Origin of the sequence: Chryseobacterium sp. BGARF1 (assembly GCF_001677955.1) — a bacterium.
GTDB lineage: Bacteria > Bacteroidota > Bacteroidia > Flavobacteriales > Weeksellaceae > Chryseobacterium.
Genome location: NZ_LELA01000002.1, coordinates 61576 through 85157 on the forward strand (window position 1 = coordinate 61576; position 23582 = coordinate 85157).

At 34.3% G+C, this 23582-nt stretch carries 19 protein-coding genes; 7 read left to right on the forward strand and 12 right to left on the reverse strand.

Annotated features, from left to right (window positions below; translation table 11 throughout):
• Positions 1-3: 3 nt before the first annotated feature.
• From AB671_RS00640 to AB671_RS00670, 7 genes are all read right to left on the reverse strand, one after another.
• Positions 4-3150: an efflux RND transporter permease subunit gene (locus tag AB671_RS00640; protein WP_066675586.1), complete on the reverse strand. Its 3147-nt coding sequence runs from the start codon at positions 3148-3150 to the stop codon at positions 4-6.
• Positions 3150-4334, reverse strand: coding sequence for an efflux RND transporter periplasmic adaptor subunit (locus AB671_RS00645; RefSeq protein WP_066675587.1), 1185 nt, complete (start codon positions 4332-4334; stop codon positions 3150-3152). Before AB671_RS00645 ends, AB671_RS00640 begins: the two co-directional genes overlap by 1 nt.
• A gap of 1 nt (position 4335) precedes the next feature.
• The gene (locus tag AB671_RS00650; protein WP_066675588.1) at positions 4336-4791 is read right to left on the reverse strand and encodes a GbsR/MarR family transcriptional regulator; all 456 of its coding nucleotides are present in this window, start codon (positions 4789-4791) and stop codon (positions 4336-4338) included.
• 122 nt (positions 4792-4913) lie between these two features.
• On the reverse strand, positions 4914-5432 hold the full coding sequence (locus AB671_RS00655) for a GNAT family N-acetyltransferase (protein ID WP_066675590.1): 519 nt from the start codon (positions 5430-5432) through the stop codon (positions 4914-4916).
• Between the two features lie 176 nt (positions 5433-5608).
• Positions 5609-5839 carry a DUF2007 domain-containing protein gene (locus AB671_RS00660; protein WP_066675592.1) on the reverse strand — a complete coding sequence of 77 codons (231 nt, stop codon included), beginning with the start codon at positions 5837-5839 and terminating at the stop codon, positions 5609-5611.
• 63 nt (positions 5840-5902) lie between these two features.
• Positions 5903-7228: an L-lysine 6-transaminase gene (gene lat, locus AB671_RS00665; RefSeq protein WP_066675594.1), complete on the reverse strand. Its 1326-nt coding sequence runs from the start codon at positions 7226-7228 to the stop codon at positions 5903-5905.
• Between the two features lie 81 nt (positions 7229-7309).
• On the reverse strand, positions 7310-8860 hold the full coding sequence (locus AB671_RS00670) for an aldehyde dehydrogenase family protein (protein ID WP_066675596.1): 1551 nt from the start codon (positions 8858-8860) through the stop codon (positions 7310-7312).
• Between the two features lie 135 nt (positions 8861-8995).
• Between AB671_RS00670 and AB671_RS00675 the strand changes: the two genes are divergently transcribed.
• Entirely contained in the window at positions 8996-9190 is a 195-nt protein-coding gene (locus AB671_RS00675) for a hypothetical protein (RefSeq protein ID WP_066675598.1), read from the forward strand.
• A gap of 49 nt (positions 9191-9239) precedes the next feature.
• Here AB671_RS00675 and AB671_RS00680 read toward each other — a convergent pair whose 3' ends face one another.
• The 3 genes from AB671_RS00680 to ccsA form a co-directional block, all read right to left on the reverse strand.
• Complete coding sequence (locus AB671_RS00680; protein ID WP_066675600.1) at positions 9240-9428, reverse strand: Arc family DNA binding domain-containing protein; 189 nt, start codon at positions 9426-9428, stop codon at positions 9240-9242.
• Positions 9429-9597: 169 nt separating this feature from the next.
• Positions 9598-10476: an SPFH domain-containing protein gene (locus tag AB671_RS00685; RefSeq protein WP_066675602.1), complete on the reverse strand. Its 879-nt coding sequence runs from the start codon at positions 10474-10476 to the stop codon at positions 9598-9600.
• Positions 10477-10698: 222 nt separating this feature from the next.
• On the reverse strand, positions 10699-14031 hold the full coding sequence (ccsA, locus tag AB671_RS00690; RefSeq protein ID WP_066675604.1) for a cytochrome c biogenesis protein CcsA: 3333 nt from the start codon (positions 14029-14031) through the stop codon (positions 10699-10701).
• Between the two features lie 250 nt (positions 14032-14281).
• Here ccsA and AB671_RS00695 point away from each other — a divergent pair, with 250 nt between their 5' ends.
• The 4 genes from AB671_RS00695 (at position 14282) to AB671_RS00710 (ending at position 20000) form a co-directional block, all read left to right on the forward strand.
• The gene (locus AB671_RS00695; protein WP_066675722.1) at positions 14282-16852 is read left to right on the forward strand and encodes an FtsK/SpoIIIE family DNA translocase; all 2571 of its coding nucleotides are present in this window, start codon (positions 14282-14284) and stop codon (positions 16850-16852) included.
• Between the two features lie 66 nt (positions 16853-16918).
• On the forward strand, positions 16919-17566 hold the full coding sequence (locus AB671_RS00700) for a LolA family protein (RefSeq protein ID WP_066675606.1): 648 nt from the start codon (positions 16919-16921) through the stop codon (positions 17564-17566).
• Positions 17567-17633: 67 nt separating this feature from the next.
• A complete protein-coding gene (locus AB671_RS00705) occupies positions 17634-19088 on the forward strand; it encodes an LptF/LptG family permease (RefSeq protein WP_066675607.1) in 1455 nt (484 codons plus the stop codon).
• A 123-nt stretch (positions 19089-19211) separates the two neighbouring features.
• Positions 19212-20000 (forward strand): hypothetical protein, encoded by a 789-nt coding sequence (locus AB671_RS00710; protein WP_066675608.1) that lies wholly within the window; start codon positions 19212-19214, stop codon positions 19998-20000.
• 245 nt (positions 20001-20245) lie between these two features.
• On the opposite strand, the gene frr is transcribed toward AB671_RS00710, so the two are convergent.
• Complete coding sequence (gene frr / locus AB671_RS00715; RefSeq protein WP_066675609.1) at positions 20246-20800, reverse strand: ribosome recycling factor; 555 nt, start codon at positions 20798-20800, stop codon at positions 20246-20248.
• Between the two features lie 116 nt (positions 20801-20916).
• On the reverse strand, positions 20917-21624 hold the full coding sequence (gene pyrH / locus AB671_RS00720; protein ID WP_066675610.1) for a UMP kinase: 708 nt from the start codon (positions 21622-21624) through the stop codon (positions 20917-20919).
• A gap of 166 nt (positions 21625-21790) precedes the next feature.
• Between pyrH and porQ the strand changes: the two genes are divergently transcribed.
• Positions 21791-22783, forward strand: a complete 993-nt coding sequence (porQ, locus tag AB671_RS00725) for a type IX secretion system protein PorQ (protein WP_066675612.1) — start codon at positions 21791-21793, stop codon at positions 22781-22783.
• A gap of 81 nt (positions 22784-22864) precedes the next feature.
• A complete protein-coding gene (cmk, locus tag AB671_RS00730; RefSeq protein ID WP_066675614.1) occupies positions 22865-23551 on the forward strand; it encodes a (d)CMP kinase in 687 nt (228 codons plus the stop codon).
• The last annotated feature ends 31 nt before the right edge of the window (positions 23552-23582 follow it).

Below are 23582 nucleotides of genomic sequence, written 5' to 3' on the forward strand. Positions count from 1 at the left end.
TTCTTATTCAGCTAAGTTCATTTCTTCGTGCTTGATAGGTTTTATTTTTTCCTGTAAAGTCTGGAAAATAACATATAAAACCGGAATCACAAATACTCCCATAATTGTACCTATCAATAATCCAATCGATGCACCTGTTGCAATTGATCGGTTACCAACCGCACCAATTCCACTTGCTAAAACCAATGGTAATAAACCGAAGATAAATGCCAATGATGTCATCAAAATTGGTCTCAATCTCGCTTTGGCTGCATTTACGGCAGACTCTACAATGGTTTCACCATGATGTCTTCTCTGAACAGCAAATTCGATAATCAAAATCGCATTTTTCGCCAACAAACCTACCAACATGATTAATGCAATCTGGAAGTAAATATTGTTTTCCAAGCCCATTATTTTCTGTCCGAAATAAGCTCCCATTACCCCAAGAGGAAGTGAAATTACCACAACCAAAGGAAGAATATAACTTTCGTACTGAGCAGAAAGAATGAAATAAACAAAAACCAAACTCAAAGCAAAAATCAATAAAGTCTGAGATCCTGAATTTAATTCTTCTCTTGTAAGACCTGTAAACTCAACATCGTAATTTTGATCAAGTGTTTCTTTAGCTACTGCCTGAACTGCCGTAATTGCATCCCCTGAACTGTAACCAGCCTTGTTTGCTCCTGTAATCTTTACTGATGTAAATAGGTTATAACGACCCACAGATTGAGGTCCATAAGATTTCGTCAACGTCACAAACTGTGAAATAGGCGACATCTCTCCAGAGCTTGTTTTAATAAAGTATTGATTAAGATCTTCAGCATTTATTCTGTTTTCAGGAAGCGACTGAATCATTACCCTGAACTGTTTTCCATATTTGGTAAAGTCAGCACTGTAAATTCCACCAACATATCCCTGCATTGTAGACAAGATATCATTTACAGAAACTCCTTTTTGTTTAGCTAACGGAACATTGATTTCCATTAAATACTGAGGATATTTTGTATTAAATGAGGTCTGAGCAAATTCAATTTCTGGTCTTTGCATTAGGTTTCCGATAAACTCATTGGTTTTAGCATCAAGCTGAGCAAAATCACCTCCAGATTTATCTAAAAGTACCATCTCAAAACCTGCACTACTACCAAATCCTGGTACACTCGGTGGTTGGAAAAATACAACTTTAGCATCAGGAACTTTTCCTGCAAGACCAAATAGCCTCTTTGTAATCTCGTCAGAAGATAATCCATCTCCTTTTCTGTCGTTAAAAGGTTTAAGTTTAACAAAGGCAAGACCATTATTACTTCCATTTCCAGACAATAATCCTCTACCGGTGGAAATAGTTACATTCTGAATTCCAGGGATCTGCATTGCATTTTTCTGCAAAGTTTTCAGAACATTATAGGTTCTTTCCATAGATGCTCCTGGAGGAAGCTGTACGTCTGTAAAGATAATTCCTCTATCTTCTGTCGGTACAAAACCTTTCTTCATCGTTCCATTTGCCCAATAAATAATACCACATGTAGCGACAAGAATTACTACAGTGACCCATTTATGTTTGATCAGGAAATTAAATCCTCTTCCATAACGTTCAGTTGCTGTTTTGAAACCGATATTAAATTTATAAAAGAACTTCTGAATGAAATTTTTATTCTTGTAATCTTCATGATGATCTTCATGAGGTTTTAAAAATAATGAACATAAAACCGGACTTAAAGTCAATGCATTAATTGCTGAGATAATAATTGCAATAATTAAAGTAATCCCAAACTGCTGATAAAATACTCCGGTAGGACCTGTAATAAATGTAACAGGAATAAATACCGCCGCCATTACCAATGTAATTGAAATGATCGCACCTGTAATCTCGTCCATTGCCTCTACCGTTGCTTTTTTAGCATTGGAGATTCCATGTTCCATTTTAGCGTGAACTGCCTCGACGACGACAATCGCATCATCTACCACAATACCAATTGCTAAAACTAAAGCGAAAAGCGTTAATAGGTTTAATGAATATCCAAAAAGATTCAGGAAGAAAAACGTACCCACAATTGAAACCGGAACCGCAATCGCCGGAATTAATGTTGATCTGAAATCTTGTAAGAAAATATATACTACAATAAATACAAGGATGAAAGCTTCAATCAAAGTATGAATTACTTTTTCGATAGATGCATCCAGGAATTCGTTGGTATCAAAGTTAAAGGTGTATTTTACACCTTCAGGGTAAGAACTTTCGTTTTCTTTCAGTTGTTTTTTAATGTTATCAATAATCTCCTGAGCATTAGATCCCGGAGTTTGAAATACCCCCATACTGATTGATGGGTAATCTCCGTTTTCACCAACACCACTGTAAGATAATCCGCCCAGTTCTACTTTGGCAACATCTTTCAACATTAAGTTTTGTCCGTCTGGAAGAGATTTGATGATAATGTCATCATATTGTTCCTTTTCACTGAACTTTCCTACATATTTAATGATATACTCAAAAGAACTTCCGCTGTTTTGACCTAAAGATCCTGCTGCAGCTTCTCTACTCTGGTCGTTAATGGCATTGGTAACATCGGTTGGAGTAATTCCGTATGCTGCTAATTTTGCCGGATCAAGCCATACTCTCATCGAGTAGTTTTTTCCACCAAAAACGTTGGCTTCCCCAACTCCATTAATCCTTTGTAAATTTGGAATTACATTGATATTCAGGAAGTTTTGAAGGTAAGTGTCATCAATGTTTTTGTTTTCAGAATAAAAAGAAAGGTACATCAACGCACTCGTTTGTTGTTTCTGAGTAACAACTCCCGCACGGGTAACCTCGCTTGGAAGTAATGGGCTTGCTCTCGAAACACGGTTTTGAACGTTCACCGCGGCAATATCTGCATCTATTCCCTGTTTAAAAAACACCTGGATTTGAGCTGAACCATCATTTCCTGCTGTTGAAGTAATATAATCCATCCCTTCAACTCCATTAATTTGTTCTTCCAAAGGAACAACAACACTTTTCATTACAGTTTCAGCATTAGCTCCTGTATAATTGGCTCTCACACTCACCGTTGCCGGAGCAATGTCGGGATATTGTGTAACCGGAAGTGCTGTAAGTCCCAAAACACCGAGAATAACGATGATAATGGAGATTACAGTGGATAAAACCGGTCTGTTAATAAAGTTCTTTATCATTAGAATTTCGGTTTTACAGATTGAACGAGACTATCCATGCTGATTTTTTTAGGCTTTACGGCTGTACCTGGCTTCACATTTCCAGTTCCTGCAGCAATAATTATTTCACCATTTTTAACTCCAGATTTTATTAAAGCCAAATTGTCTATTCTTTCAATGACATCAACAACTGTATTTCTTGCTGTATCTTTTTCAACTTTATAGACGTAAACAATTCCTTGTTGTTCGTACGTTGCGCTTTCCGGTACAACTAACACATTGTCATAATGTTTAGGGAATCTGATGGTTCCACTGTTACCATTACTTAAAAGTTTCTGTGCATTCTTAAAAGCTACTCTAAACTGAATTGTTCCTGTTGAACGGTCTAAAGAACCTGTAATGGCTTCAATTCTTCCTTTTTCAGGATAAATACTTCCGTTTGCTAACTGAAGCTCTACCATAGGAAGGTTTTTTATTTTTTCAGAAATATTTGCTCCTGTAGATTTTTCTAAGAAATTGAAATATTCTTTTTCATTCATTGAAAAATAAGCGAAAATTTCTGAAGTATCTGAAATTGTCGTTAAAGCAACCTGATCTGTAGGACCTACCAAACTTCCTACTTTTAGTGGAAGTTTACCAATTACACCTGAAATAGGAGCACGAATCACTGAATAATCAATGTTTGCTTCTACCCCTTTGTAATTAGCAACTGCTTGTCTTTTGGCAGCAATAGCCTGTTGTAAACCAGCTTGAGCCTGAGCTAAACTCGCTTGAGCGGTCTGTAACTGAACATTACTGATAATGTTTTTCTGAACCAGTGGTTTCAGTTTATTTACTTCCACATTCGCTGCATTTACCTGAGCTTGTGCTGCTGCAATGTTCGATTCTGCAGCACCGATTCCTGCTTTTGAGGCAGCGGCATTTTCCGTTAAAATGTTAGTTTCAAGACGGAATAATGGTTGTCCTTTAGTTACATACTGACCTTCGTCTACCAAAACCTGAGTAATATAACCCTGGATTTTTGCCCGAACATCATTATTAATTCTACCTTCAATACTTGCAGGGAAATTGTCGTACCCTACTATATTTTTAGTCTCTACCGAAACTACAGGAAAAGGTTTTGGGCCATCCTGTTTCGGAGCTTCTTTTTTGCAGGCAGTCAACGAAAATGCTGCTACAGAAAATAGTATAAGCTTGTTTGTCATTTTATAGTTTATTAAGAGATTCCTGAATATTTGTTATGTTTTTATTTAAAAGAGCTTTGTAGACTTCAATTCTTTCATCGTCTTCTTTATGCTCATTTTTTCTGAAGTTTTTAAGGTCATCTAGCAGTTTCAATTCATCCTGCATTTTTTGAACAATTTTTTCGAATCTTATCTTTTTATAATCATCGTTGGCAAAAAAATAACGCTTTCTTTCATCCATTTTATTAACATCAATAATTAATTCGGAGTTAATAAGTAAATTAAGATTAGTGGAAATCGAACTTTTGCTTGCTGAAAAGACTTCAACAAACTCATCAAAGGTAATTCCTACCTTATCAAAATCGAAAATAAGATAGGAATAAATTTTTGAAGCCAGAGGGGGCAGATTAAGAACAGTGCCATAAAATTTTACAGCATCCTGAAATATTTTCTCATCTACTTCTAGACTTTTTTTCATTATTGAAAATTTTGAACAAATGTAGAAATTAGTTCGGAACTAAACGAACAAAGGTGATAGAGTTTATAAATAAACAGTTTCTTAAAGAATCAATGAATATTGATTTAACCTTTAGTGCTTTTTCAAATCACCACTTTTTCAAACGCTTTTCTTACACCACCTGCAAGAACAACTTCACCACAATAGGAGTAACCTTTAGATTCTAAAATCTTTAACATAGCAATGTTATCAAAATTGGTATCTACTTTAATGCTTTGTACATTTTGTGTCCTTACAAAATCTTCTACATAATCAAATAATTTTTTCACAAGTCCTTGTCCTGCAAATTTTTCTGATACTGCAATCCTATGAATCACTAAAAATTCTCCTGTCGTTAACCATGCTCCTTCAATTGAGCTGTATGCGGGTTCATCATTGAAAATTAGTGCAACAAAAACAGCAACTTCATTATCTACTGTAATTACATATCCAAATTCTTTTGAAACATCACTTTCTACAGTTTGCAAATTGGGATAACCATTTTGCCACTGTGTACTTCCATCTATTCTTCTTCGTTCTATAGACTGTTGTATTATTTCCCAGATTATATTAATATCGGCAGCATTGGCTTTTCTAAAAAGGATTTCGTTTTTATTGATCATATGAGATTTATATTACAGACTTTAAAATTGGGAAACAACATAATTAATGCCAAAAATGAGACATTAAAATTTTATTAAGAATACTAATTTTTTTAAAGCTTAAGACCAAAAAACCGAAAATTAACAAGAATTAATTTTCGGTTCCGAAGTAGTAAAATTTAAAATTATGAAATTTTTTATTGATTTTGATTTTGTTGAAGATAGGCATCGATAATCTCGAATGCTTTCTTTTCGTCATGTAAATCTACCATTACTTTTAAACTTGTCGCTGTAGGCGTTGTTGTAAAAGTCAGATAATTATTTTCAACATCACTAGTGATTTTTGCATCATCTAATTTTGATTTTATTAACTGAATTTCGGTAGATTTATCGCTTTCAAAAACAGATACTCTCGTGTTACGTTCCATATAATATACATTTTGAGTATCTAAATATAGGACGTTTTTTTCAGAATTCCAAATTTTGAAGCTTTAAATCTTATTAATATTGTTTTCAATTTTATCTAAAGCGATCTGAATTTCCTCTTTCGCAACATTCAAATGGGGTCTGAATCTTATAGATTGATCTCCACACGAAAGAATAATTAAACCGTCGTTGTATAACTCATTTCTGATGTGATCTCTTTGTTCACCTGATGGTAGATCTATGGCACACATCAAACCTTTACCTCTTGCATTAGATAGTTTTTCAGGATGTTTCTGAGCTAGATTTTGAAGCCCTTCCAAAAGATATTCTCCTACAATATTGGCATTTTCTAAAAGGTTCTCTTTTTCGATAACTTCCATTACCAACTGGAAACGCAACATATCAATAAAGTTACCACCGAAAGTAGAATTGATTCTAGAGCTTTCTCTGAAAACATTATTAGGGATCTCGTCAAACTTTTCTTTATTTGCCAAAACTCCACAAACCTGAGTCTTTTTACCGAAAGAAATAATATCCGGTCTCACGCTTAAATGCTCAAACGCCCACATTTTACCTGTAATTCCGATTCCGGTTTGTACTTCGTCGAAAATTAAAAGAATCTCGTGCTCATCGCAGATATTTCTTAGACCTACAAAAAATTCGTCTCTGAAATGATTGTCACCGCCTTCAGCTTGTATTGGCTCAATAATGATACAAGCAACTTTATCAGGATTTGCAAGAATTGCTTCGGTAATTTGAATTAACGCTAAATTTTCGTTCTTAATGGTTTCTTCTAAATTCTCTTCTGTGATTGGGAAATGTAATTTAGGATTCAAGATCCTTGGCCACTCAAACATCGGAAAATATTGATATTTACGTGGGTCTGAAGTATTGGTTAAGCTTAAAGTATAACCGCTTCTTCCGTGAAATGCCTGTCTGAAATGGATACAGATACCAGCTTCAGTTTCAAGACCTTTTTCGAAATTTTTTCTGGTTTTCCAGTCGAAACATGCTTTCATCGCATTTTCAACACCAAGAGCTCCCCCTTCGATAAAAAATGCATACTGCAACTCTTCAGGAAGTACCACTCTTTCGAAAACTTCCAGAAAATGAGCATATTCTTTAGAATAAACATCTGCTAATGTGGGTTTGTTGACTGCCATTTTTCCCAACCACTCAGATTTTTCAACCAAATAAGGGTGATTGTATCCAATAGAAGCTGAGCCGAACATTGAAAACATATCAAGGAAATTTTTCCCTGAAACCGAATCGTGAATCCAAGACCCATGAGAATTTTCGATATCCATTACAAAATCGAAACCGTCTGCTAAAACGTGTTTACCTACTGTTTCTTTTACTTTATTTGACTGAATTTCTAATATATTATTCATATTAATTTTAAAATTTTTTAAGTGAAATGGATCAGGAGATTCAATAGATAAATGTATTGAATCTCCTGATTCTAAATTATTTTAAAGATCAAATTTAATTCCTTGAGCCAACGGAAGACTTGCTGTGTAATTGATGGTATTGGTTTGTCTTCTCATGTAGTATTTCCAGACATCAGAGCCCGATTCTCTACCACCTCCTGTTTCTTTTTCACCACCGAAAGCACCACCAATCTCTGCACCAGAAGTTCCGATATTTACATTCGCAATTCCACAATCTGAACCTGCATGAGAAAGGAATAATTCTGCTTCTCTCAAATTCTGGGTCATAATTGCTGAAGATAATCCTTGAGGAACATCATTCTGAATCGCAATAGCTTCTTCTAAAGTTTTGTATTTAATTAAATATAAAATTGGGGCAAAAGTTTCGTGTTGTACGATTTCGTAAGAATTTTTAACTTCTGCAATGCAAGGTTTTACATAACAGCCAGATTCGTAATCTTTACCTGTTAATACTCCACCTTCAACAACGAATTTTCCGCCTTCTTTTTTGCATTTTTCGATGGCTAATTCGTACTGATTTACCGCATGAACGTCGATAAGCGGACCAACATGCATATTTTCATCCAAAGGATTTCCGATTTTTAACTGTCCGTAAGCTTTTGCCAAACGGTTTTTCACTTCGTTATAAACAGATTCGTGAATGATTAATCTTCTTGTAGAGGTACATCTTTGTCCTGCAGTTCCTACAGCTCCGAAAACCGCTCCGATAATCGACATATCCAAGTCTGCATCTTTAGAAATAATGATGGCATTGTTTCCGCCTAATTCTAAGATTGATTTACCAAATCTTTCAGCAACTTTAGAAGAAACCATTCTTCCAACTCTTGTAGAACCTGTGAATGAAACCAACGCAACACGTTTGTCATCAACTAATTTTTGTCCAATCGTGTGGTCTGCAACCAATACACTTGAAATTCCTTCAGAAAGATTGTTTTCTGCTAAAACTTCATTCATAATATTCTGGCAAGCAATCGCACAAAGAGGTGTTTTTTCTGATGGTTTCCAAATGGTAACGTTTCCACAAATCCATGCTAAAGCAGTATTCCACGCCCAAACTGCTACCGGAAAGTTGAATGCAGTAATAATACTTACAATACCAATCGGGTGATATTGCTCGTACATTCTGTGACCCGGTCTTTCAGAATGCATGGTATAGCCGTGCAATTGTCTTGATAAACCAACTGCAAAATCGCAGATATCAATCATTTCCTGTACTTCACCAAGCCCTTCCTGTAAAGATTTTCCCATTTCGTAAGAAACAAGTTTCCCTAAGTCGTCTTTGTATTCTCTTAATTTTAAACCAAGCTGACGTACAATTTCTCCTCTTTTGGGAGCCGGTACCGTTCTGAATTCCAGAAATGCTTTCTGAGCAGATTCTAATACTTTGTCGTAATCTTTCTCGTTTGATAATTTTACTTTACCAATTAGTCTTCCATCTGCGGGAGAATAACTTTCTATAGATTTTCCTGATGCAAAAAATTTCCCTCCTGTAGAAGTTCCTTTATTTTCATCTTTGATTCCTAAATTTTTTAATGAATTTTCAATTCCGAAATCTTTGATTTTTTTTGACATAAAAATGTAACTTTTCGTTTTGCCTAAGATAAAAATAAATATGGTATCAGGAAAATTTTTATGATTTAATACTGTTTTTATTTGGAATAATTATAGATATACTTATCTTTGTACCACAACATTTACCAGTTTGAAATGGAAAATAAAGAAGTTATCAACGAGCAAAATGCAGAGAAAAGTACAAGATGGAAAAAGATGCTGAAGAAGTTCGGAATCTGGGGAATTGTCTTTTTTACCGTAAAAGGAATTATTACTTCTACCTTAATTTATTTTCTAGGTAAAAATTTCTGGAGTGTGATTAATGGTTTTTTTACTGGCGCTGCTCAATAAAAAAGCAAAGAAATTATTCTCTGCTTTTTTACTTTATTTAAAATAAATTTTACTCTTTTTTCTTTCTCCCGGCGTTGATTAGATTCTGATTAAGAAGGTACTCAATCTGTCCGTTGACGCTTCTAAACTCGTCATTTGCCCATTTTTCAAGAAGTTTGTAGGTAGACTCATCTATCCTTATCACGAAAGATTTTTTGCTTTTGTTTTCGGGAGAGTTCTGAGTTTTTTCTGATTTCATTTTCTTCTGTTTTTCAAATTGCTTCTTTTGACGCAAAGAGCGCAAAGATTTTTCTTAAATTATTGAAAATATTTTTCGTTCGCAAAGGCGTTTCACTCAGCAAAGAATATTCATAGATTATTATTAAGTCTTCTTATCATCAATCTTATTCTTAGCCTCAAACTCAACCTTAATTATACAATGTTCCTGCATTTAAAATTGGTTGTGCTGCTTTTTCACCACAGAGAACAACCATTAAATTGCTTACCATTGCGGCTTTCCTTTCGTCATCCAATTCAACAATATTTTCTTCTGAAAGTTTCTTTAAGGCTAAATCTACCATTCCTACAGCGCCTTCTACAATCTTAGTTCTTGCTGCAACAATCGCTGTTGCCTGTTGTCTTTGAAGCATTGCTCCTGCAATTTCTGATGCGTATGCCAAGTGAGAAATTCTTGCTTCTTGAATGATAATTCCCGCTTTTGAAAGTCGGTCGGTTAATTCTTGTTCCAAAATAGAATTGATCTTTTCACCGCCTTCTCTTAAAGTAATTGGTGCGTGGTCGTCTTCTAAATTATCATAAGGAAAGCTCATTGCTAAATGACGAACCGCCGCCTCGCTCTGCATTTTTACAAAATCTGAATATCTTTCAACATCAAATGCCGCTTTGTAGGTGTCTCCTACTTTCCAAACCATTACCACCGCAATTTCGATGGGATTACCCATTTTATCGTTTACCTTCAACGTCTGTCCTTGCAAGTTCTCCGAACGTAAAGACATTTTCTGAGAAGAGTACAAAGGATTAATAAAAAACATCCCGTTATCTTTTACAGAGCCTACATATTTTCCAAAGAAATTAAGCACTCTTGAATGGTTAGGTTGAATAATCATTAAACCTTTTAATAGAAAACAGGTAACAAAAAATGCAATAATTGAAATAATGATATAAGTGATATTAGGATTTTCTCCATCATTTATACCATAAACAAAAGCATAAGCTGAACCTCCCAATAATAGAAGAGAGATTACTAATGCCAAATAACCTGACATTGGTTTTAAAGTTTTTTCCATGATCTTTATTTTTAAAGTGATACTATTTTGATATCATAAAGATATGTATAAGTTTTGAATTATAAATTATTAGTTATTAGTTTTTTCTTGCTGGAAATTATACGATACTTTTCATCTAATCAATATTTTTATTGATAATTAAACTTTTTTAATTTCAATAAAAACAAAAAAAAATCCCGAAAAATAACTTTCGGGATTTCAATAATATAATTAAGATTAAATCTATTTTTTCTTTAATGCAGTAAATCTGAAATAAGAAACTAATGATAGTAAGAACATTGTTGCTAAACCAATATACACCCAAGCCGGAACCGGAACGGGGTCACCCGCTGCATAAGAGTGAAGTCCACTTAAGTAATAGTTTACTCCGAAATACGTCATTACCATTGAGCAAAATGCAAACATCGTTGCAACATGTATTGCCCATCTGCTTCTTAATCCCGGAACCAATCTCATGTGTAATACAAAAGCATATACCATAATTGAGATAAATGCCCACGTTTCTTTTGGATCCCAGCTCCAGTATCTTCCCCAAGATTCATTTGCCCAGATACCTCCTAAAAAGTTTCCTACCGTAAGAGCAAAAAGACCTATTGTTAAAGACATTTCAGAAACAATTGCCAATTCTTTCAACGTAGAATCATTGTGGGTTTTAAATAGGTTTTTATCTGCAATAATATAGAATACTAATGAAATTACTGCAATAATCATTGACAGTGCAAAGAAACCATAACTTGATACAATAATCGCAACATGCACAATTAACCAGTAAGATTTAAGAACGGGAACCAATGGCGTAATCTGTGGGTCTAACGCAGAACCTCCATGAGCAAATCCCATCATGATTACCGCAACCATAAATCCTGCAGCTGGAATTAATGCGTTTGAAGTATTTTCTTTCTTAATCTTTTTTGTGGTAGACTCTAATGCTTTTTTTCCTAAGCTCGGTTTACCAAACCCGAAATAGAACATTAATCCTGCAGAAATCCCTACCCATGAGATGAATATAATTGCTTCGTAACCGTTACTCCATGGAGCGTGGCCCGAGATAAACCATCTTGCAATTAATCCTAAGAAATGGCAAATATATCCTACTATTCCTACATAGATTATTCCTTTGATGATGTTATTAAGTCTTTTATTTGGTTTAAATAAGGCTACAAACCCTAAAATCAATAATAAACTTCCAATGATGGTATAGAAAATCAATAATTTGAAATTGATATCTGCTTTGTTCATGAATACCTCAAGATTAACTTTTGCTTCTGATGGAACGACTGCTTTCGCCCATTTTTGCTGATAATCTGAAAGTTTTTTCAGTTCTGCGTCTGCTTTGCTCCAATCTCCTGTTTTTTGTGCCTGAAGTGCTTCTGCGAAGTAAGGTCCCATTACTTTTTGAGATTCCATATCTGGCTCCATTTTTTGGTCTAACCAAGAATGCCAAGTGTGATTCGGGTCGTTTTTTACAGGAACAATTCTCATAAACTGGCCACTGAAAAATTCATTAAAAATCTGAACTCTCTCGTTTAGTTTAATGACTTGCTTATCGTATTCAGATTGTGCAGCTGGTTTTTTACGGAATGCAGTGTTGTACTCTTCATCTAAAATATAAGTAAGATTTCCGTTGGCATCAGCCGGGAAAAGGTTCATTAGAGAAGTATAACCGTCTTCATCAGCTTTTGTAATTCTTAAAAGCTCCTCACCTCCTTTTGCATCAACTTTAATTAAAGGAACCATCGTCCAGCTTGGTGTATCTGTGTTGATAGACAAGAACCACTGTTCGGCTGTTAAGTATTTTCCGTCTGTTCCTTTAAATTTATCTCTTTTGTAAAGTTTTCTTAAAACATCTAAAGCCTGGGTGTTAATAGGAACAATTCTACCTTCAAAATTCTGCACTAAAAGATATCCAAATTTATCAGCATGTTCTTTGGTGATTTTATTTCTGGCAATCATTTCGTCTGGCGAAATCATTCTCATTTTCGTTAAAGGAGCAGCTAAAGAATTCTGCTGATTTCCTTGTGGCTGAATTGCCTTAGGAGCAACGTCATGAGTATGCCCATCACCTTCTACGTGTACATGTTCTCTGCTTCCGTCTGTTGTACCGTGAGTTTCAATTTTCTGAGCGCTCAAACTTAAGCTTAACAATAATAAGATTACCGTTGCAGCTCTTTTCTTGTTGATGTCTTTAAGCATTTTATTAAGTTTCCAAAAATGGGTTCCTTTCCAGAAGAACATCACAAACATACCTCCGAATAAAAATGCATAACCAATATAAGAAATTAAAGTTCCCCAAAAGTCATGATTTACAGATAATAAAGTTCCCATTCTGTCTGGAGTATAACTCGCCTGGAAAAAGCGGTAACCTTTATAGTTAAGAACGTTATTCATGTAAATTTTATAAGGTGTCTGTTTTCCTTCATCGATGATTTTTATGTGACTTTCGTATGCGCTTGGAGATGAACTTCCAGGATAAGTTTCCATCACGAAATCATCTAATTTTATTGCAAAAGGAGTGGTGTAAATTTTAGGACCAAAACCCACCATAATATTTAGGTTATCCATGGTTACCTGTTTGTAAGCATTAGGATTTCCTCTTTCTACAGAAAGTTCTACAATTTGTTTTGTTTTCGGGCCTTCAATTTCTATAGTCATTGCATCAGGAACGTTTTGGTCCTTCTTTTTGTCGCCTTCAAAAGCCATTAGTTTTCCTTTTTTAAGACCTTCAGGAACTACTAATTTTAGTTCGTTAATACTGTAAAGGCTTCTTAAAACCAAAGGTTGATACTGGTCTTTCGCAGTATTTCCTGTTGCCTGGGTTGCCATGGTCATATAGGTAGCGTCAACGGGAGTTTTAATCAACATTTGTCCGTTTTCCTGTTTAAATTCTACAGCCCCTTCAATGGCTCTGTTGAAGGTCACCAAAGTTCCGTTGATTGATTTTGTTTCTCCAGATTTGATGTAGATATTCTGTCTTCCGGTTTCTGCGGTAGATACTAAATGAAGGTATTCTGCTCCATTTTTATCAGCTACTAAACTGTCTTTTTTTCTCTGAACATAATCCAAAGTTTTTATCTTAACCGGTTTTCCGTGGAAATCATAAGTTGCTTTAAAATCTTTGTGCAATGGAGACATTAGATATGGAACATCCTGATAATTCAGAACATCTCCCTTGTCTTCGATTTGAATTTTAAAGAAATTTTTATCGGTAACGATTTCGTTTGAGGTCTCACCTTCTCTGATGCTCATTTGACCTTCAAAACTAATGTATCTGGTAATGGCACCCCCAACGAAAATTAAGATAAATGAAAGGTGAAACACCAAAACGGGCCATTTTTCTCTTTTCCAGAGGCGGTATCGTCCGATATTTCCCACAAAATTAATGATGAGGAGAAGCATAATGAGTTCAAACCATTTTGCTTCATAAATTAAGGCTTTTGCCGTTGGTGTTCCATAATCGTTTTCTAGGAACGTTGCATATGCCATTGCAAATGCATAAACCAGCAATAGAACAGCCATTGTTCTGGTGGAGATAATTATATCCTGCAGCTTCTTCATGATATTTTTTACTTGACATGCAAAAATAAGGATGATAAACCGAAAGAGGGCTAAAAAAAGCTGTTTTTTGTCACATTAAAAGGGATTTAGCTTATTTTGAAGCATTCTTAATAAGCTTGGTTTTATTAAATAAAACACAAAAATAAGTCTTGATTTCAGGCATTAAATATGACATCAAAAAACAAACGTGATTTCTCCTAAAAAATATTTAAAATCTAAAAAAAACATTAAATTTGCGCAGACTGACATTATGGAAAAGAAATCACAAAAAAACCGAGCAGCAATGCCTGAAACTAGCAAAATCTTATCAAAACAACGTATTTTTTTCGGACTTACACTTATTGTTTTCGCCGGAGTATTAACGCTGTCTTTTATTTCCTATTTAATGAACTGGAAAGCAGACCAAAGCCAGGCAGGAACATTTTTAGATAAAACGGTAAAATCATCAAACCTATTTGGTAAGCTTGGCGATTGGCTTGGCAATATTTTTATTTTTGAAAGTATTGGTGTTGCTTCATTTATCATAGCTTTTCTATTTGTAGTCTTAGGAACGATGATTTTAAAGAAAAAAATCTTTAAACCTTGGATGACTTTTGGGCATTCACTATTTTTCATTTGCTGGTTACCAATATTATTGGGTGCAATTACAAGAGGAAATGGTAATGGTGGCGTTTTAAGTGGAGTGTATGGATATCAGATTATGGATTCTCTTTCTGCAATTATCGGAACCGTTGGTCTTTGGGTGGTTTTAGTTGTAAGTATTGCACTTTATTTTATTCTTGAATTTAATCTTAGACCAAGCTCAATAAAAGCTAAACTTGATGCAATTAATGAAAATACCATCGGGAAAGTAAAATCAATGATGCCAAATTCTGACCAGGATTTTGATGCCGATGAGGAATTGGAAGAAGAATTACATGATGAAGAACAGAATATTACGGTTACCGAAATGTCTAGTCCTAAAAAAAGCACTGAAGTAGCTAAAAAGAATGTAGCTGCTCAGGAAGTTAAAGAAAATCAGTCGATTGCAGAAGTTGAAACAATTATAACGCCTAATCAAACTTCTTTTGAGGAAGATAAAGAAATTACTCCTACTTTAAATTTAAATATTACTACAACGTCTACAATCCCTACGATAAAACCTGAGGATGCTTTTGATGCGCCTGTTTCAAATTTTTCAACATCTTCTTCTTCGTTTTCTTCTTCTCCTGCTGAACCAGACGAAATTAAATTTAAAGTAGAAGTTGCTCCTGTAATTGACATTATAGATGAAGCTGATAAACAATCTCAAGATTTGGTAGACAAACATGGTTTGTATGATCACCGATTAGATCTAGCGAAATTCCAAATGCCTCCAATCGATCTATTGAAAGAATATGGTAATGAAGAAATCTCAATTAATAAAGAAGAATTAGAAGAAAACAAAAATAAAATTGTTGGTCTTTTGAAGACTTTCAACGTTGGAATTGCTGAAATTAAAGCGACGATAGGGCCAACAGTTACTTTGTATGAAATTGTTCCTGAAGCAGGGATTAGAGTGGCTTCCATTAAAAAATTACAGGATGACATTGCCTTGAATCTTTCTGCTCTAGGAATTAGAATTATTGCGCCAATGCCTGGAAAAGGAACAATCGGTATTGAAGTTCCAAGAAAAAATCCTACAATGGTTTCGATGAGATCAGTGATTGCTTCTCAGAAGTTCCAAAATACAGATATGGATCTACCTGTGGTTTTCGGTAAGACAATTTCTAATGAAGTGTTTATGGCAGATTTGTCTAAAATGCCTCACCTTTTGATGGCGGGAGCAACAGGACAAGGGAAATCTGTAGGTATTAATGCAATCCTTACTTCTCTACTTTACAAAAAACATCCAAGTGAACTGAAGTTTGTGATGGTAGACCCTAAAAAGGTGGAACTTTCATTATATTCAAAAATTGAAAGACATTATTTGGCAAAACTTCCGGATTCTGATGATGCGATTATCACAGACACCAATAAAGTGATTAATACTTTGAATTCTCTTTGTGTAGAGATGGATCAGCGATATGATTTGCTTAAAAATGCTTTCTGTAAAAATTTAAAAGAATACAATAAAAAATTTACCGAAAGAAAATTAAACCCTGAAAACGGACATCGATATTTACCTTATATCGTTTTGGTAGTCGATGAGTTTGCAGACTTAATTATGACTGCCGGAAAAGAAGTTGAACTTCCGATTGCAAGGTTAGCGCAGTTGGCAAGAGCGGTAGGAATTCACTTAATTGTTGCTACGCAAAGACCTTCGGTTAATGTAATCACGGGTATGATTAAAGCCAACTTCCCTGCAAGAGCAGCATTTAGAGTAATCTCAAGTGTGGATTCAAGAACAATTTTAGATTCCACAGGTGCAGATCAATTGATTGGTAAAGGTGATATGCTTTATTTTAATGGGAATGAAATTTTAAGACTTCAATGTGCCTTTGTAGATACTCCGGAAGTTGAAAGACTTGCTGAATTTATTGGGGAACAAAAGGGTTATGCGTCTGCATTCTTACTTCCAGAATATGTTTCTGAAGAAGCGACAAGCACCGTAGGAGCTTTTGACCCTAACGAAAAAGATGCTTTATTTGAAGATGCAGCAAGAATTATTGTTTCCACTCAGCAAGGTTCTACTTCAATGCTTCAGAGACAGCTGAAATTAGGATACAATAGAGCTGGAAGAATTATGGATCAATTGGAAGCAAGCGGTATTGTTGGTGGATTTAATGGTGCTAAAGCGAGAGAAGTTCTGATCAGTGACCTGTATTCTTTGGAACAGTTTTTGGAAGATCTGCGAAATTAAAATTTTAAAAAAACAATTTTTAACTTTCAGGTTTTATGAAAGTCTAAATAATAGAAAAATTTAAAAATGAAAAAAATAATATCAAAAATTGTTGTAGGAACATTGGTAGTAGGAAGTATTGGTTTTGTGCAGGCTCAGAAAATTGATGCCAAAGCAAAGAAAATATTAGATGATATTACGGCAAATTACAATTCTAAAAAGAATTCATACTTCAAATTTGCTTTTGGAAGTGGAATGAACGGAACTGTTTCTAAAACCGAACCGGGAATTTATTATTCTGCAGGTGATAAATACAAGTTGAAAATCATGGAAACGGAACAGATTTTTGACGGAAATAAAATCTACAACATCAATACAGAAGACATGGAGGTGACCGTGGCAAAGCCAAATGCAAACAGCACGATGTTCTCCCCCATCAATTATCTTACTTCTTACAGAAAAGACTATAATGTTGCTTACAGCGGTAAAAAAACGGTAGATGGTGTGAGCGCAGATTTAATTAAATTAACGCCGGTAAAAGCAAACGGATTAAAATATATTTATCTTTATGTAGATTATGCAAAAAAGCAAATGCTGAAACTAGAGCAGCATGGTAGTAATAAAGATATCTCTGTAATTGCGATTAAAGAATACAAGGAAAACCAGCAATTAGACCCGAATATGTTTGTTTTTGACAAGACAAAATTTAAAAATTATCTTGTTACAGAATTATAATTCTAAATAAATATTAAAATTTCAAGTCACAAAGAAAACTTTGTGGCTTTTTCATTAATTTTGGCGAATGTTTAAAATCTTAGACCGATATATCATCAAGACCTTTTTTGGTCCGTTTTTATTTATATTCAGTGTACTGTTTTTTATATTTATTGTAAACATTATCTGGATTCAGCTGGGTCAGTTTATGGGTAAAGGTTTAACGACTTTACAAATCATGAAGCTCCTTTTCTACCTTGGAGTAAGTGTAGTAAGTATGGTTTTACCTTTAACGGTGCTTTTGGCGAGTATAATGTCTTTCGGTGAACTGGGAGAACGGTACGAACTTGCTGCTATGAAAGCCGCCGGAATATCTTTAACGCGTGTGATGTTACCGCTTTTAGGAGTAACAGCTGTTTTAGCGGTCATGCTCTATTTTTTCTCAAATAATATTATTCCCGATTTTCAGAGAAAAGCGAAGAATATGCTTTTTAATATTGCTCAAACCAAACCTGCATTGAATTTTACGCCGGGGCAGTTTATTGATCAGATTCCTGGTGTTATGGTAAAATTTGATAAAATTAAAGGTGAAGATGGAAGAGATCTGGAGGGTATATTTATTCACAAAAAAGCAGGTAATTTCGAAAATCAACAGACGATTGTTGCCGAAAAGGGAAAATTTGCAAATGCTGTGAATAGAAAATATATGAAGCTTATCCTTTATAACGGAAGTGTAATTGAAGATAGTTATGCCGGAAAAGCAGATAATGTAAGATTAAAACAACCCGACCAGGCAACAAAATTTGATACTTTAATTACGCATTTTGACATTAGCGAATTAATTGATAAAGCCATCGAAAAAGAACAGATTACAGACGACTACCGTTTTCAAACGTATACAGAGCTTTTAGGTACCATCGATAAAGCTAAAAAAGACAACAGTAGAACTGCGGACAATATCAGTAACGATATTATTTCTCAAACGAATTCTGTAGTTACATATATGGATAAAAATAAAACCAAAGCTCCGATAAAATCTCAATATAAATTAGACACCATAAAAGGAGATAAGAAACTACAGATTCTTACCAATGCGTATTCTAGGTTAGATAATCTGAAAACCAATTTAGATGCTAAAGAAAAAGAGATAGATCCTAGTGTAAAATATTTCAGCAAAGTGGTTATTTATCAGCAGAGAATTCTTACCTACTCTTTTACCTGTATCATATTTTTTATGATTGGTGCCAGTTTAGGATCTATTATCCGAAAAGGTGGAATGGGAGTTCCGGTAATCATAGCGATTGTAATATTCATTATTTTCTATGTCATTAATGTAGGTTTTGAAAATGTAGCGTGGTCTGGTAAAATGAGTCCGTATCTTGCGGCTTGGCTTCCCAATATTATCTTATTTCCTTTTGGAATTTTAATGACTTATAAAGCCTTAACAGATTCTCAGTTATTCGATTCTGAAAAATATAAAACTTTCCTTAAACCAATCACAAAATTGTTTGTGAAAAATAAAGAACATAAGAGATACCAATAATTATAAAAAATACTTAAAGATTCGGAGGTTTTCCGAATCTTTTTTTGTGGCATGTTAAAAAAATATCATTTAAGTTTATTTAATTATAAAAATTTACCTTTGCGGGAATTAAAATAAATTGATATGAAGAAATTATTACTTGTTGGATTATTAAGCCTGGTATCATTTAATGGATATGCTCAGGATGATAATACTGAATACGAAATGAGAGCTGGCGAAAAAACTGGCTATATCATCGACAAAAGCGGAAAGAAAATTGAAGGTATTGTAAGGTTGGCAGGTGACGAAATGAATCCTTGGACTAATCAAAAGAAAGTAAAATTCATTGCTTCTGCTGATATTGATAATGCTAAGAAGAAACAAAAATTCAAAACCTTCGATACAGATGATTTGAAAGGCTATATGGCGATTGACAACAATAACGAAAGACGTTTTGAATCCATAAAATACACCAATACAAAAGAAGCTTACAACACATCGAATGGTGGATTAAGCGGAGGATTAAAAGCATTTAATAATCTTACAAAAAGCAATCAGTTTGCTGAGTTAGTGGCAGATGGTAAGATTAAAGTATACAAATTGTACGGTTATCCGACAACTTTTTCAGCGGGAGGTCAGGTTGCTGTAGCAGAGGAAGAAACTAAAAAAATGAGAGAAAATCCGTCTTATATTTACTCTAAAAAAGGTGGAAAAGCGGAAGAACTAACAATGGCAAAAGCAAAAATAATCGTTGCAGACTGCCCTGTTGTAAAAGGAAAAGTGACAAGCGGAGAATACGGTTCTTTAAAAGAAGATAAAAAGAAAAGATCCGGATTGGGGAAATTCATCAAAAATGAAATCGACAATGCAATGTCTGACAATCTTTCTATTGTAAATGAGGTAATCTATGATTATAACGAAAATTGTAAATAAATTTTCATTAAAATAAAGAGGAAATACATTTGTATTTCCTCTTTATTTTTGAGTATATGTTAATCGTTGCAATGAGAAATTCCTCCATTAGAACTCAAAGGTGTATTTCCATTTCACCTTTCACAATAATATCGTCAACTACCAAAAAATTGTGAATCTCTATCTTTACGTTTCATACAAGGAATAAATGCAAAAAGAGGATCCATCACTGAATCCTCTCTTTTTATATTTTCAAAGCCTGAAAATTATACTTTCATAATTTCAGCCTCTTTTGTCTTCAAATGGTCGTCACAAAGTTTTACATGTTTGTCTGTAAGCTCTTGGATGGTAGCTTCCACATTTTTAACTAAATCTTCAGAAACTCCTTCCAATTTCTTTAGTTCTTTGATACCGTTTTGTCTTGCATTTCTTACAACGATTTTAGTATCTTCAGTTTCACCCTTAGCTTGTTTAGCCAATTCTTTTCTTCTGTCCTCCGTTAAAGGGGGTACGTTCAAGATGATATTTTCTCCGTTATTAGAAGGTGCAAATCCTAAGTTAGAATTAATAATTGCTTTTTCAATAGCACCGATTGCAGTTCTGTCCCAAGGTTGAATAGAGATGGTCATCGCATCCGGTACAGAAACGTTGGCAACCTGGTTAAGAGGAGTTGGAGCACCATAATATTCTACCATCACATCCTGAACCATATTCGTAGACGCACGTCCTGCTCTGATTCTTTGAAATGCATGATCTAAGTGCTTAATAGCCCCTTCCATATCATGTTTTACAGATTCTATAATAAGATCTAATTCTTCCATTATATAATAAAAATTTGATAAGTTACACATTGTTTAAAGATGAGTAATAGGTAATAAGTAATAAGTAATTATAATGCTAAAAACCTAATCCCTAAAATCTATTATCTGCTACCTTACTATAAATTTACTAAAGTTCCTACATTTTCTCCGTCTACAATTTTCAATAAATTACCGTCTTTATTCATATCAAAAACAATAATTGGCAATTTATTTTCGTGGCTTAATGTAAAGGCTGTCATATCCATTACTTTAAGGTCTTTTTCAAAAACTTCTTCGAAAGTTAAAGAATTATATTTTACTGCATTTTCGTTTTTCTCAGGATCGCTGTCGTAGATACCGTCTACTCTTGTTCCTTTTAGAATAACATCAGCTCCAATTTCGATAGCTCTTAATGTTGCAGCAGTATCTGTGGTAAAATAAGGGTTTCCTGTACCAGCTCCGAAGATTACGACTCTACCTTTTTCAAGATGTCTTACCGCTCTTCTTTTAATAAATGGTTCAGCCACTTTATCCATTTCGATAGCAGATTGTAATCTGGTTTTAATTCCTGCATCTTCCAAAGCGCCTTGTAACGCCATTCCGTTGATAACGGTTGCAAGCATTCCCATATAATCGCCCTGTACTCTATCCATTCCTTTTGCAGCTCCTGCTACACCACGGAAAATGTTTCCTCCTCCAATTACAATCGCAATTTCGCAGCCTCTGTCAACCACTTTCTTGATTTCCTGAGCATATTCCATCAGTCTGTCGGTATCGATACCGTATTGTCTGTTTCCCATTAATGCCTCACCGCTCAGTTTCAGAAGGATTCTTTTATATTTCATTGTAAATTTTAATAATAGTTTTTAAGAATTAATTTTCCTGAAAATTAACTTTGCAAATATAATCATTATAAATATTGAAAAAAAGAAAAATATTATACATAAATAATGACATAAATATTTTGATAAGTAGTAAAAAGGATTATTTTTGCATTAATTAAATACTGATTTGAAGAAAGTACTAATTTTTTCACTATTTCTTTCGGGAATTGTTTCATTTGCGCAAAATGGAACAAATGTTTATTCTTTCTTAAATATTCCCGTCTCTGCAAGACAGGCTGCTTTAGGTGGCGATGCAATTACCATTAGAGATCACGATGTATCTTTTGCTATTGCCAATCCGGCTTTGTTGAATAAAGATTCAGATAAACAGCTTTCGATAAATGCTTCTACTTATTTGGCAGACTCAAAATTCGGGACAATTGCTTTTGCTAAAGATTTAGACAATGGGCATATGGTGACTGTAAATGCGAGATATTTAGGCTATGGAAATATTCCCAGAACCGACGAAAGTGGTTTTGAAATGGGAGAATTCTCAGCTTCAGACGTTGCTGTAGGTGCAGGATATGCTTATCAGTTTGAAGAAGACTGGACGATTGGTGGTGGTTTAAACTTTATTACTTCAAAAATAGATACTTATACTTCTTCTGCCCTATCGGGAACTTTAGGAATGACCTATCACAATAAACAAAACAAAGAAGTAGCTTCTGTAGTTCTGAGAAATTTTGGATATCAGTTTAAATCGTTCAACGGGGAAAGAGAAAATCTTCCGTTTAGAATAGATTTAGGATATACAAGGATATTGAAAGCGATACCTCTTGCCATTACTATAACAGCTCACGATTTACAAAAATTTGACATTTCTTCTGATTATAATGTTAACGGACAGGAAATTGGTTTCGGAAGAAAACTTGCCGATCACTTTTCTCTAGGTGCCGAACTTTTCCCTGAAAAAGGCTTCAATATAAGATTAGGATATAACGTGAGAAGAGGAAACGAGCTTGCGGTAGTAGATCAAAGAAACTTTACCGGATTATCTGCTGGTTTTGGTCTCAAGATTTCAAAATTCCGTTTAGATTATGCTCATGTGAGGTATCATAACTCTTCCAATGTCAATCAAATCGGAATTTCTGTAGATTTAAGCGGTCATCGAGGAGAGTAAGTTTATTGCAAAACTTTAAATATTCAACTTTATCATTCATTCATACTTGATTTTTTCAGAAAATTTCTTGAAATTTGTCCTATGAAAAAACCAGTAATCGCTATTGATGGATTTTCTTCTACCGGAAAAAGTTCTATCTCAAAAATTATTGCCGAAAAATTGGGCATCGTCCATTTAGACACCGGTGCTTTATATCGGGGCATTACCTGGTTTGCTCTGCAAAACTGTATGAATGAAGATGGTACAATTAATTTACCTGAACTTTTCAAATCATTTCATTTAATTGAACTTGAATTTATAAAAGAAGAAGATGAATTGATTCTTTTGCTTAATCATATCAATATTTCCAAAGAAATCCGCAGCAATGAAGTTTCTGAAAATGTTAGCTTAATTGCAAAACAGAAAGAAGTAAGAGATTTTTTACTGGATGCACAAAGATTAATTGCAAAAAATGGCGGTGTAATTATGGATGGAAGAGATATCGGAACCGTAGTTTTACCTGATGCTGATTTTAAATTTTTTCTTACCGCAAGTATCGACGAACGTACAGCACGTAGATATAATGAGCTTTTATCTTTAGGAATTGAAGCTGATGAAACTCATGTAAAAGAAAATCTTATAGAAAGAGACCGTATTGACAGTGAAAGGGAAATTTCACCATTGCGACAGGCAGAAGATGCAATCTTAATTGACAATACAAACCTGACAAAAAGTCAAACAATAGAATGCATATTGCAATATCTTACAAAAATTAACAGTTTTTATTAGTCATAAATCTTGATTGGTATATTAATTGTAA

Excerpts from the sequence above, each read along its gene's own strand:
- AB671_RS00640 (WP_066675586.1), bottom strand. The coding sequence starts at position 3,150 with ATGATAAAGAACTTTATTAACAGACCGGTTTTATCCACTGTAATCTCC.
- AB671_RS00645 (WP_066675587.1), bottom strand. The coding sequence starts at position 4,334 with ATGACAAACAAGCTTATACTATTTTCTGTAGCAGCATTTTCGTTGACT.
- AB671_RS00650 (WP_066675588.1), bottom strand. The coding sequence starts at position 4,791 with ATGAAAAAAAGTCTAGAAGTAGATGAGAAAATATTTCAGGATGCTGTA.
- AB671_RS00655 (WP_066675590.1), bottom strand. The coding sequence starts at position 5,432 with ATGATCAATAAAAACGAAATCCTTTTTAGAAAAGCCAATGCTGCCGAT.
- AB671_RS00660 (WP_066675592.1), bottom strand. The coding sequence starts at position 5,839 with ATGGAACGTAACACGAGAGTATCTGTTTTTGAAAGCGATAAATCTACC.
- lat (WP_066675594.1), bottom strand. The coding sequence starts at position 7,228 with ATGAATAATATATTAGAAATTCAGTCAAATAAAGTAAAAGAAACAGTA.
- AB671_RS00670 (WP_066675596.1), bottom strand. The coding sequence starts at position 8,860 with ATGTCAAAAAAAATCAAAGATTTCGGAATTGAAAATTCATTAAAAAAT.
- AB671_RS00675 (WP_066675598.1), top strand. The coding sequence starts at position 8,996 with ATGGAAAATAAAGAAGTTATCAACGAGCAAAATGCAGAGAAAAGTACA.
- AB671_RS00680 (WP_066675600.1), bottom strand. The coding sequence starts at position 9,428 with ATGAAATCAGAAAAAACTCAGAACTCTCCCGAAAACAAAAGCAAAAAA.
- AB671_RS00685 (WP_066675602.1), bottom strand. The coding sequence starts at position 10,476 with ATGGAAAAAACTTTAAAACCAATGTCAGGTTATTTGGCATTAGTAATC.
- ccsA (WP_066675604.1), bottom strand. The coding sequence starts at position 14,031 with ATGAAGAAGCTGCAGGATATAATTATCTCCACCAGAACAATGGCTGTT.
- AB671_RS00695 (WP_066675722.1), top strand. The coding sequence starts at position 14,282 with ATGGAAAAGAAATCACAAAAAAACCGAGCAGCAATGCCTGAAACTAGC.
- AB671_RS00700 (WP_066675606.1), top strand. The coding sequence starts at position 16,919 with ATGAAAAAAATAATATCAAAAATTGTTGTAGGAACATTGGTAGTAGGA.
- AB671_RS00705 (WP_066675607.1), top strand. The coding sequence starts at position 17,634 with ATGTTTAAAATCTTAGACCGATATATCATCAAGACCTTTTTTGGTCCG.
- AB671_RS00710 (WP_066675608.1), top strand. The coding sequence starts at position 19,212 with ATGAAGAAATTATTACTTGTTGGATTATTAAGCCTGGTATCATTTAAT.
- frr (WP_066675609.1), bottom strand. The coding sequence starts at position 20,800 with ATGGAAGAATTAGATCTTATTATAGAATCTGTAAAACATGATATGGAA.
- pyrH (WP_066675610.1), bottom strand. The coding sequence starts at position 21,624 with ATGAAATATAAAAGAATCCTTCTGAAACTGAGCGGTGAGGCATTAATG.
- cmk (WP_066675614.1), top strand. The coding sequence starts at position 22,865 with ATGAAAAAACCAGTAATCGCTATTGATGGATTTTCTTCTACCGGAAAA.